The organism is Haloferax namakaokahaiae, from assembly GCF_042663225.1.
GTDB classification, from domain to species: Archaea; Halobacteriota; Halobacteria; order Halobacteriales; family Haloferacaceae; genus Haloferax; species Haloferax namakaokahaiae.
On sequence record NZ_JBHTAA010000014.1, the window covers coordinates 87842 to 98039 of the forward strand.

Below are 10198 nucleotides of genomic sequence, written 5' to 3' on the forward strand. Positions count from 1 at the left end.
GCGGGTTAGTTGCCAAAAGTATCCCGTAAGTCACACCCCACGTCCTCTATTGCATCCCGCGCGGGCGAGAGTTTTCTTGGCCCGTTGAGCCGACTCATAAACCCGTGAATCATCTGTTCGTAGTTTCGATATCGAACAGCCACACCAGCCCTGCGAAGACGCTCAGCATACCGCCGTCCCTCATCTCGAAGCGGATCGAACCCTGCTGTTAGAACAGTTGCCCGGGGAAGCTTGGAAAAGTCACACGCCCTGAGAGGGGATGCATACGGATTGTTACCACAGAGAGGATGTGGAAGGTAGTGTCTCCAGAACCATCGCATGTCAGAATCGGAGAGCAGGTATCCCTCTCCGTTTTCCGCATACGACTTTGTTTCGAAGGAGAAGTCAGTGGCAGGACACATGAGGACCTGATAGTCGATATCGGGGTATCCCTCGTCTCTTGCCACCTGTGTGACCACAGCAGCCAGATTCCCGCCGGCACTGACGCCAGCAACGGCGAGCCGGTTAGGATCGGCCCCGATGGACTCGCCGTTTTCTGTAGCCCAAACGACCGCCTCGTAGCAATCTTCGATGGCTGCTGGGAACGGATTCTCCGGAGCCAACCTGTACTCAACTGAGACTACGATGGCGTCCGCGGTGTTGGTCAGTACTCGACAAAGCGCGTCGTGAGTATCGATGTTACCTAGTACCCAACCACCTCCATGATAGAATACTACCACGGGGTGTGGTCCCTCACTCATCGGTTTGTAAATCCGAATCGGGATCTCGCGTTCGGCTACCTCAATTTCTCTGTCACGAACGGCTTCGACCCGTTCGACGTCAGAATTGCCCGTCAGTGAACTCTCTTGCTGCTGTCTAGCCTCTTCGACAGAGAGTGCGTCTAAGGGCTGGGAATTTTCCTCGAGATGATGAATCAACTCTCGAACCTCTCGTGACGGGTGCCGGTCGCGAGTCATAGATGTACCTCACAACTGATGCAAGCGGTTCGCCATCTCGCCTGGCCCTGTCTATCGTAGCCGGTTTGGTTCTGGTTTACGATGTGACCCGTACTCATAGTGTGTCGGGACCGGCTAGATGCATCTGTTCATGGCTGTGCGAATATATCTCGATCAGATTTCCGTAGGGGTCTTTACAGTACGTTAGCAGGTGGTCTTCGTCTTCCTCATGCAACCGCCATATGTTCGAGTAATGTTCTCCTCCGCTCTCGTCGATTCTTTCGGCAAGTTCCTCGACGTTTGGATCGACGACGCAAACGTGAAAGAATCCGGGTTGCTTGATATCGGTAGTATTCGACCCCTCGGTGCCAGAAAATTCGAAGAACTCGATCCCGATCTTGTTTCCCGTAATCAGATGGGCGACCCTCATCTCAGAAAATTCACCGAGGACATCAAGAGCCCGTTTGCCTCCGTAGCCGTCTCTTTCGGTCGCAGTACGAGGTCCTTTGAGAAGTGACCATCCGAAGACGTCCTGATACCAGTCGATCGCTTCCTCAATATCGGAGACTGTGATACCGATATGAGTTAGACTATGTGGATATGGCTTTTCGATCATGATTATTCGAGGCACAGATCCAACAAATACTTTGGGGGCTATTCTATTGCAGATGAAGAGTTGTTTGAGGAAACAACAGGATTAGACCACATCTTCCATACAGGGTGTCGCCTTCATTCAGAATGTTGCCCACGCGAGAATCTACTACCCCTGAGATCGAGCGAGTTAGAGGGTCTAACCGAATGTTCCGAGAGCAAAGATTTAATAATGGATGATTGAGTGTGGTTATTTATGGCTCAGGATTGGTTTGATAAGCTCTCAATAGCAGTAGGGGTATCACTGCTAGGAATAATCCTACTCGTCGGAATAATACAGATCCTCAACCGGTACGTCGGAATCCCAATTAACCTAAATTGGACGTTTGAGGTGGCGAGGACGTTCCTTGCTTTCTTGACACTCGCTGGGTTACCGTACTTGTTTAAACACGACTCAGACATTTCGTTTCTCCCAGTTCTTCAACGAATCACGACACGTACAGATTCGTTTCTTTTACTAAGAAATGTGATCTTGTTAGCGTTCTCAGTTATCATGGTGTGGTCGTCCTACCTCGCAAATAATGTCACAGGAGACGTGGGTCTCCCCATGATTGGCTGGTTCAAAGTTGGTTGGGGCTTTATGTTCCTCGGACTGAGTTTCGCACTCCTCTTTGTGTACGTGTTGATCGACACGCGTGACAGACTTAAAGTAATCAAAGGAGAAGCAAATGTCTGAACTGTTACTAGCGGCATTTATCGGGTTGCTGATGCTGTTTTACGCGATTGGCATCCCTGCTGCCTACTCACTAGGTGTGACGGTCATAGTGATTATGCTCTTGCCCATCGGGCCACCGTTGAACCTTACTGTACTCACACAACGTGTCTGGGCAGGAATGACCTCTTGGGTTATCCTGGCAGTTCCATTTTTCCTATTAGCAGGGAGAATAATGAACGAAACAGGAATCACAGACGACATGTTCGACTTTGCTACAGAACTCGTCGGCCCACTACGTGGCGGGCTTGCGCAAGTGAATGTCGTCGTCAGTCTGATCTTCTCCGGAATGAGCGGATCCGCAGTAGCCGATGCCGCTGGTATTGGTACCGTCGAGTACGAGGCAATGACATCGAACGACTATGATGGCAAGTCTGCGATTGGTATCACTGGTGCATCCGCGATTATCGGCCCGATCATTCCGCCAAGTATCCCAATTATCATCTACGCTGTGCTAGCCCAGGAATCAATTGGCACTCTCTTTATTGCTGGTGTCGTCCCTGGGCTTCTCCTTGCCCTCAGCATGATGGTGACCATCTTTTATTTAGCCTGGAAGCACGAGTGGCCTGGAGGGAAATCGTTCCGTGCCTCGAGGCTGTTCGAGACCTTCGTAAAATCAATTCCTGGACTTCTTGCTCCAGGTATCATTATTGGTGGTATCCTTGGTGGATTCTTCACTGCTACCGAAGCAGCCCTCGTAGCAGTTGTCTATGCGCTTTTACTCGGGTTCTTGTTCTACAAATCTATTACCTTGACTGACCTCTATCACGTCGGAAAGGATACCTTCGAGGATACAGCTAGTATCGTCGTCATTTTCGGATTTGCGAATCTATATGCCTATTGGCTTACGCTTGCTGGAATACCAGCACTAATTGGGGACGCTATTGTTGGATTCTCTCCGAGTCCGGTAATTACAATGCTGGCCTTGTCTCTGATCCTCCTCGTTCTAGGGACGTTCATGGAGGGAACTGCGGTCCTCCTGATTATGGTCCCGATGTTAGCACCACTGTACCCCGAATTAGGAATTGACCCGATTCACTTCGGAATTGTAATGGTACTGACGCTCATGTATGGCCTCATTACTCCGCCATTCGGTCTAATCCTGTTCGTACTCGAACGGATTACTGATGAATCTCTAGACGAAGTCATGCGTGCCATGATTCCGTACTATCTTCCGCTGGCAATTGTACTTCTCTTGGTCATCGTAGTCCCTGGTATCGCCTTAGCGCTTCCCAGAGCTGTCGGTCTACTCTGAGGGTCGCGTTCTGGAACTATTCCCCTTGAATCAATCGGGTTACAGTGGACGTGTTTTTGATGGTGATACCTTCTATCGACACAAATTGACAAATCGAGAGAAGCAGGTGACTCTGAAGCCAGTGAAGGGGGTTCTAAAGTTTTAGAGACAATGAGTGGAGTTACTGCCTTTCGAGTCGGTTTACGTCGGTAAGGATCGTTGACGCTACTTCCGTGCTTGTCGCTGCAGAACTTGTGACATTCACCTGACCGGCGTCCTGAATGTCTAGCTCAACTACCGTCTGTGGGCCAGTTACTGCGAGTGGACTATTTTGAGGAACTGTACGAGGAGCGACTCGAAGTTGTCCATCGCGGACTTCGCCTAGTAAGCGAACCGTCTTTCCGTCTTCTCGAGCCAAATTGAGGGCACTCCCGGGGATTTCGGTAATGCCCTCAATACTAACATCGTCGACTGTGAACTCCGTATCTGACTCAGCAAGAACATTTGCTAGAATACTACAGGTGAGTGCAGTATCGGTCCCCTCGACATCAAATGTGGGGTCAACCTCAGCAATTCCGAGGTCCTGCGCTTCAGCGAGTACATGTTCGTATCCCAATCCTTCAGCAGTCATGCGAGAAAGAATGAAATTGGCTAGCCCGTTAAACACACCTTTTATACTAATCACACGATCCGGACCGACGTCGTGAATCGTCGAGAGAACGGGTATCGGTCCACCGATAGTTGCCTCGAACAGGACTTCACCAGCACTGTTCTCCTCAAGTTCTCGGACATCACGATAGCGTTGTGCCATTGGACTTTTATTTCCAAGGACTACGTGGCGGTCGCGTCGGAGAGCCGTCGCAATATGATTGAAAGCAGGCTCGGCATCACCGAGTGTAGATGGAGTCACCTCGACGAGGCAGTCATATTCTGCCTCAAGAGCAGATTCTGATTCTTCATTACCTATTGTCCCAGATTCTCTCTTATCTTCGAGTACAGCGTGGACGTCCACTCCAGATGCATCGGTTACGGCGCTGGTAGAATCTGATATTGCAGTGACTGTATGACCATAGGAATCTGCGAGTTCAGCGACACGCGAACCAACTGTACCGGCTCCAATAATTGAAAGCTTCATTTGTTGCCACCCCCAATGTTGTGTGGCTCGATAACCCGAAGATCTTTCTCATCCGCAATTTGACGGACGACCTGCATCGTTTTATCGACTTCACCCATTGCTGTCGCCACCCTAAGCCGTGCACTCGAAATATCGTGAGTGCCCTGAGGTGCTGAGAGTGAAAGCTCAGTAATCGAGGTATTTGTCTCTTCACGGATTCGTTTCAAAGTGTCTGAAAGGCCTGTATCAACAAGATGTCCGTAAAGTATCATTGTGAGAGATTCACTATACCGCTCGGCGCCAGCTTGTACGACATTGATACCTTCAGCACGGAGACCAGCTACAATCTCTTTGAATCTTTCCGGAGTGGCCTCGACATCAACTTCTACTGGTATGTGTCCACGGGGGGTTATATTTCCCCTTTCGTGAAATATTGAGAGGAGGTTACCTCCATTGTCAGCAATTGGTTGAAGTGCTCTGAACAGTTCACCCGGCTCGTCGACAAGTTCCAATCGAATTGTGTGTGTGTGCGTTTCCATGCTCATTTCATTCATTGCGTGATGATTTCAGCCCACAGTTTGTGTAGGCATTGGTTGTGCCACAATCTGCCGTTTAATACTATATAAGTCATATCCAACGGGAACGATTGCCATCTAAATTCACAGACATCCCTGCTTATGTCGAGTTATAATTGGATGTATTGAATTTAGAAACGGACATCCCTATTTCCTTTTTGTCCAATAAAAACCTTTTAAAAAAACTTTACGCAAACATATTGGGATAAATATCCAACAACAAAGACCAATCGTCACTATTTCCATATTTCATACACTCGGGGAGTTACAATACAAATGGGACATATGAACAGATATGGGCCACAGATTGGAAAGAGGATATTGTGACTGCTATAACCTTTTTAGGCTCGGAGTGGAAATACAAATCATGGAGTTCACCGAGCTTGTTCTCGCGGGAATCACCCGTGATATTCAGAGTGTAACGGATGGCTTTTCGTATGCCGATGCAATCGCATTTCACGTATCCAGCCAAGAGGAGGTGTCCAACTTAGAAAAGTACAGTGGTGAGCTCCCAGTTATCCTGACAAGTTGGACCAATGAAGATGATTCCCATTACGATAACCAAGGGGACCTGCATTTTCTCAAATCTGCGGTAGATACCGACTTAGTAGAAGCAGTTGACCTTGAATATGAGTTAGTAAAAGATAACGACTCCATCATTCCATCAATCCAAGACGACAGGCTTGAAATTGTCATATCTTACCGAAACCATACTGAGACACCTGATCTCTCAACTCTACATTCAATCATCAACGAGGCTGCAGAGTACGGTGATATCGTGTATCTAGAGACAATGGCCAGCGAACAAAGAGATGCACTCACACTTCTTACTGCCTTATCTGAGGCAACCCAAGATGGAGTAGTAATCGGTGGGGCTTGTTTGGGTGAAGTAGGGCGACATACCCAAGTCATTGCAAGCTCATACGGCTCTAAATTGATTTATGCTCCACTGACGGAAAGTAAAAAGACAGAGTCTCTTTCTCAATTCTCGTTGAAAAAGGTTTCAGAACTAATACAGGAAACTGAGAAGACGACTACTCTCCATGAGAAGATCACAAATCCAATGGTGAGAGAAGAATAGATACACGCCCGCAAATTACTTTGGAGGGTTCAGCCCAGATTCTCAATCTGTTGTTGTAACACTTTGAATATCTGCTTTGGCCTCATCAATATCTGAAACCTGGATGTCTTTCTGATCAGACACACTCAGCGTCTTGATCATGGACTCCAAGTCGTGAATCGGTATCTGACCAGGTGCGTACTCACTCTTATCTGACTTCAGTGGTGCATAGCCAATCTTCGATCCGTAGAGGGGAGCTACTACTCTCGTATGACTACCAAGTTCACCCATTGAAATTCCAGCAACATCTATTCCTTTACTCGTTGAGGTATGTACGGATTGGAGCATTCTGAGCGCGTCAGCATTATTTTCCGCATACGTCGCAACCTTCGCAATATCTCCGTAGCGTGCACACTGCTCAAAGATTGCGTCCAACGTTTCCTTATCTGGTGTATCTTCGAAAGCGTGGAACGAGATAATAATCTCAACACCGTTATCCCGAAACTCTGGGATCACCCATTGACTCCCTCTTGCGGTCTCTAACTCAATATCAACCATCTCGACAGCATCGAATTCCGATGCAGTGAATAATCGGTCCAATCGACCAGTATCCAAAGCCTGACCTCCAAACCAATGTGCCCGGTTTGTTGCAATAATCGATAGTTCGCCGTCGTATTCTGAAAGTTGTGTTATCGGATCCTCGGCTTTGTCCATCCGAAATTCAAGGACGTCTGCCACATCTCTGACTTGGGGCTCACGTGTCAGATCGTTTGTTGTGGCAGCGAGAACGAACCCGTCCAAATTCATGGTATACCATATAGGGTCGAAGCATAAAAAGGTTCGATACACATGAGATAATCGCCAACCCTCAGACTAAGCGTCTAATGGCAAGAGATCAACAGTCACATTTCAGACTAACCGCTGATATCCGAATCTGAGACCCCACTGTTTCCGGAGAACCAGTTGTTCAACTGTGTCCTCAATCAAACTGGTAGCCTTAACCAACAAAAGACCACACTGTCAAGCTTTGTTGGTTAATCACCGATGTCTCTCAATGTACTCGATTAGTGTTTGACTCGTTCGGCTAATCCGCGCAAGTCGGTCCCGGATCACGTCCGCATCATCACGCTCCCAGGTTGCGAGGTAGAACGCCGAACCATCCATGTCGAGACTAAACTGCCTCCCAACAATGTATGCTACCGCTTCTGCTTCGACTTCACGCTTCGACCGTTCAGTGTCGTCGTCAACGCCGACGTGGAGAAGTGCATGAGCGTACTCGTGGACTAATGTCGACGCCGCTGCAGCGTCATTGTCTCGGCAGAGTAACTCGACAAGTGGGAATTCACCGTCTGGTGATTCTCGACATACACCCTTCGCATCACCGTATTTCCATTCTTTATCCGGAACAAGTTCCACCTCGACACTGACATCCTCAGCAGCGTCCAGCATGGCCGGAAAAAGCGCTTCTGTGTCACCTTCCGCACTAGTATCGAGATTCGGGAGGTCCTCACCTTCTGTCTGAGAGACGTCGAACACCGGTGCGGGTCTGAACCCAACTAGTCCCTTCGACCACTCCTCGGGTGGTGCCTTGTCATACTCACAGTCACTGTTCTCGTGGTAGCTCAGCGAGTTCTGGCACTTTGGGCACTGCTTAGCTATGATTGGAACCCAAATCCAAATCGCACTCTTTCCTCCCTTAACGTGTCGGTCGAACTCGTTCTGCCATGTCCGGTAGCCTGCAACTCTCGTTGCCTCAGGACACTGCTGTTTGATTAAGAGCGTGTTGCGGTACGAGTAGTCGTGGAACTGGCTTTGGACATCTAACCAGGCTTGGAACTCCTCGCTCGTCTGAGCGTCTTCGACGGCCTCTACGAGGTCGTCAACCCATTCAGTGATCGTGCTGTGCATCTCGTCGTGTCGGGTGTCAGAATCAGCAAATGACACCACAGGCTCATCAGTCGTAGACATCAGTACACACGGCACATCTCTTAGGAAATGCCCCGCATCCACCTTGGGAAGATAAAATCTCAGTTATCGTCTACCTCACAATCATTGATTCGACCACAGCGACTCAAGCCGCTGGTCAACAGCTGTGAGGACAGTCGAATACACTTCGAGAGGATGGAGTGAAGAGAGGGTGAGGTCAGTGACATCCTTTGCATCCGGAGGCTGATGAAAGTGCAATCTTGAGTTGTGGCTGTTGGGGTGACGGTCCCAGCGGCATTCCCACAAAGTCTCATCATCATGCTCTTCGACGTAATGAACCGAGAAGTCGCCAGTTGTGAACCACCGAATGTCGAGTCGTGCTGCTGCAATTGACTCAGGATACTGCCCAGCATCGAGCAATGCGTGTAGGAGTCGTGGTTCGTAGGAGTCCGGGTCGAACTCAGTCTCCGCTACAAGCGAATCCGACGCGAGATGTCGCTCAAGCAATCGCAGAGTCTGACGGTCTGGAGGCCCAGTTGAGTTGGGTTCTGAGTCTTCAGATGGTGGACTCATTTAGGCTGGGATGAGATGCCCGTCGTTTTGCGAGAGTTGGCGAGCGAGTTCGTAGAGCCGAATATCCCGAATCATTCCCTGCCACTCACTGACCGCAGTCATGCGGTCGTGAATCGTTTTGTGGCCTCCGTCGTCGAACACCTCGACCTCTTTGGGATCCGTGGTCCCGAATTGTGCCTCGTACTCCTGCCGTTGCACTTCGAGCGCCTTCACACGCTCAATGATCTCTTCAACAGAGAGGTCATTTGCAATTCGACTGGCGTCTTGCCACTCCAGATACCCCTCATTCCGCTCATACTGAGCCGGTCGACTGTCTCTATCTGCTCGAACAATTCCCATCTCAGCGAGTCGATCAAGATGTTTTTTCGCAGCGTTGGGTGAGCAGTCCGCTAACTCTGCGATGTCAGTGTACGCGGTGGGCGACGTAACACCCAAAGCAACATCGTAGACACGACCAAACGTATCTGTTCCCTCTTGCCACCTTCGCCGAGAGGAGTCAGAGTTAGGTGAAGGGTCAAACTCAGTCATACTTTGCAGTAAGCGCTTGGCCCCAATATATCTTTGTGTTTTTGCAGATATTTGAGAATCGGCGCATGAACGATTGGAATTGGAAAAAGCCGTGCTTGGGACTTTGCTATCTCAGTAATGGACATCGGCTGGAACGATCCAAATCTGGTTGTCGGTTTCAAGGATTCGGTCAAGTTGTTCCCGGTATCGAATTCCATCAGCAAACTCGTCGTAAAGAAATACAGATGGACCTCGGTACGCTCCAAGATTATGGCAGGCGTGTCGAATCAACTCTTCGTCACGCATGATTGCCTCGATATCGAATTCCTGAATGCCTTCTCGGACTCGCTCAAGGTTCCGTTCGAACTCTTGTTTCGTCGCCTCCCAGCCACGTTCAAGCAACTCTTGGCCACTGTCTGAACCTCTTGGTTCCGCGATGGGTAGTTCTCCCCAACGTGCTTTTCCAGCAATACTCGTCGAATCGTCGTCGAACGTCACGTAGTAGTCGAAAACGGCCCCGTATTCGGGTGAAATACCCACGAGTCGATTAAACACACTTCGCCCCGCTACGAGTGCCTCATCTGTCGTCGATGCCTCTACGAGTGCATAGATCACTTGATGCATTCTTTGTTACCTCGCTGGCGCTCTGAGTCGTTCTCAGACTGTTTACGACCCAGCTACGCCGGCACCCATCGCCGGCGCCAACAAAATCTCACGATGAATGGTTGCATAGACGGACTCAGGTGGATCGAATTCCCTACCAAGACGCAGGAGACACCCGGTTCGAGATGTATTGACAGACACGGATCCAAACACAAGTCTTACCCCTAGCAACCAGTTTTGGTGTAGTAGCGGGATGGGATAGCCAGGAGATTCCGCCGGGCTCATAACCCGGAGATCGGTAGTTCAAA

12 protein-coding genes are annotated in these 10198 nt (G+C 49.4%); 3 read left to right on the plus strand and 9 right to left on the minus strand.

Annotated features, from left to right (window positions below):
* Window positions 1-5: 5 nt before the first annotated feature.
* Complete coding sequence (locus ACFQJC_RS17530; protein ID WP_390225896.1) at window positions 6-956, minus strand: alpha/beta hydrolase; 951 nt, start codon at window positions 954-956, stop codon at window positions 6-8.
* 94 nt (window positions 957-1050) lie between these two features.
* Complete coding sequence (locus ACFQJC_RS17535) at window positions 1051-1551, minus strand: VOC family protein (RefSeq protein ID WP_390225898.1); 501 nt, start codon at window positions 1549-1551, stop codon at window positions 1051-1053.
* Between the two features lie 231 nt (window positions 1552-1782).
* On the opposite strand from ACFQJC_RS17535, the gene ACFQJC_RS17540 reads away from it, so the two are divergent.
* Entirely contained in the window at window positions 1783-2262 is a 480-nt protein-coding gene (locus tag ACFQJC_RS17540; RefSeq protein ID WP_390225900.1) for a TRAP transporter small permease, read from the plus strand.
* Window positions 2255-3553, plus strand: a complete 1299-nt coding sequence (locus ACFQJC_RS17545) for a TRAP transporter large permease (protein WP_390225902.1) — start codon at window positions 2255-2257, stop codon at window positions 3551-3553. The genes ACFQJC_RS17540 and ACFQJC_RS17545 overlap by 8 nt, the downstream gene beginning before the upstream one ends.
* Before the next feature lie 160 nt (window positions 3554-3713).
* On the opposite strand, the gene ACFQJC_RS17550 is transcribed toward ACFQJC_RS17545, so the two are convergent.
* Together ACFQJC_RS17550 and ACFQJC_RS17555 are read right to left on the minus strand one after the other, a co-directional pair.
* Entirely contained in the window at window positions 3714-4667 is a 954-nt protein-coding gene (locus ACFQJC_RS17550) for a homoserine dehydrogenase (RefSeq protein WP_390225904.1), read from the minus strand.
* Entirely contained in the window at window positions 4664-5200 is a 537-nt protein-coding gene (locus tag ACFQJC_RS17555; RefSeq protein WP_390225906.1) for an adenine nucleotide alpha hydrolase family protein, read from the minus strand. The genes ACFQJC_RS17550 and ACFQJC_RS17555 overlap by 4 nt, the downstream gene beginning before the upstream one ends.
* Window positions 5201-5588: 388 nt before the next feature.
* On the opposite strand from ACFQJC_RS17555, the gene ACFQJC_RS17560 reads away from it, so the two are divergent.
* Window positions 5589-6302, plus strand: coding sequence for a type I 3-dehydroquinate dehydratase (locus tag ACFQJC_RS17560; protein ID WP_390225908.1), 714 nt, complete (start codon window positions 5589-5591; stop codon window positions 6300-6302).
* Between the two features lie 42 nt (window positions 6303-6344).
* On the opposite strand, the gene ACFQJC_RS17565 is transcribed toward ACFQJC_RS17560, so the two are convergent.
* The 5 genes from ACFQJC_RS17565 to ACFQJC_RS17585 all read right to left on the minus strand — a co-directional run bounded on the left by ACFQJC_RS17565 (window position 6345) and on the right by ACFQJC_RS17585 (window position 9911).
* Complete coding sequence (locus ACFQJC_RS17565) at window positions 6345-7088, minus strand: type I 3-dehydroquinate dehydratase (protein ID WP_390225910.1); 744 nt, start codon at window positions 7086-7088, stop codon at window positions 6345-6347.
* Between the two features lie 231 nt (window positions 7089-7319).
* Window positions 7320-8249 carry an ImmA/IrrE family metallo-endopeptidase gene (locus ACFQJC_RS17570; RefSeq protein ID WP_390225912.1) on the minus strand — a complete coding sequence of 310 codons (930 nt, stop codon included), beginning with the start codon at window positions 8247-8249 and terminating at the stop codon, window positions 7320-7322.
* Between the two features lie 81 nt (window positions 8250-8330).
* Window positions 8331-8780 carry a toxin-antitoxin system TumE family protein gene (locus tag ACFQJC_RS17575; protein ID WP_390225914.1) on the minus strand — a complete coding sequence of 150 codons (450 nt, stop codon included), beginning with the start codon at window positions 8778-8780 and terminating at the stop codon, window positions 8331-8333.
* On the minus strand, window positions 8781-9308 hold the full coding sequence (locus ACFQJC_RS17580) for a winged helix-turn-helix domain-containing protein (RefSeq protein ID WP_390225916.1): 528 nt from the start codon (window positions 9306-9308) through the stop codon (window positions 8781-8783).
* Window positions 9309-9419: 111 nt separating this feature from the next.
* On the minus strand, window positions 9420-9911 hold the full coding sequence (locus ACFQJC_RS17585; RefSeq protein ID WP_390225918.1) for a hypothetical protein: 492 nt from the start codon (window positions 9909-9911) through the stop codon (window positions 9420-9422).
* Window positions 9912-10198 lie beyond the last annotated feature (287 nt).

Coding starts and splice junctions, on each gene's coding strand:
- ACFQJC_RS17530 (WP_390225896.1), bottom strand. CDS start 956: ATGACTCGCGACCGGCACCCGTCACGAGAGGTTCGAGAGTTGATTCAT.
- ACFQJC_RS17535 (WP_390225898.1), bottom strand. CDS start 1,551: ATGATCGAAAAGCCATATCCACATAGTCTAACTCATATCGGTATCACA.
- ACFQJC_RS17540 (WP_390225900.1), top strand. CDS start 1,783: ATGGCTCAGGATTGGTTTGATAAGCTCTCAATAGCAGTAGGGGTATCA.
- ACFQJC_RS17545 (WP_390225902.1), top strand. CDS start 2,255: ATGTCTGAACTGTTACTAGCGGCATTTATCGGGTTGCTGATGCTGTTT.
- ACFQJC_RS17550 (WP_390225904.1), bottom strand. CDS start 4,667: ATGAAGCTTTCAATTATTGGAGCCGGTACAGTTGGTTCGCGTGTCGCT.
- ACFQJC_RS17555 (WP_390225906.1), bottom strand. CDS start 5,200: ATGAATGAAATGAGCATGGAAACGCACACACACACAATTCGATTGGAA.
- ACFQJC_RS17560 (WP_390225908.1), top strand. CDS start 5,589: ATGGAGTTCACCGAGCTTGTTCTCGCGGGAATCACCCGTGATATTCAG.
- ACFQJC_RS17565 (WP_390225910.1), bottom strand. CDS start 7,088: ATGAATTTGGACGGGTTCGTTCTCGCTGCCACAACAAACGATCTGACA.
- ACFQJC_RS17570 (WP_390225912.1), bottom strand. CDS start 8,249: ATGTCTACGACTGATGAGCCTGTGGTGTCATTTGCTGATTCTGACACC.
- ACFQJC_RS17575 (WP_390225914.1), bottom strand. CDS start 8,780: ATGAGTCCACCATCTGAAGACTCAGAACCCAACTCAACTGGGCCTCCA.
- ACFQJC_RS17580 (WP_390225916.1), bottom strand. CDS start 9,308: ATGACTGAGTTTGACCCTTCACCTAACTCTGACTCCTCTCGGCGAAGG.
- ACFQJC_RS17585 (WP_390225918.1), bottom strand. CDS start 9,911: ATGCATCAAGTGATCTATGCACTCGTAGAGGCATCGACGACAGATGAG.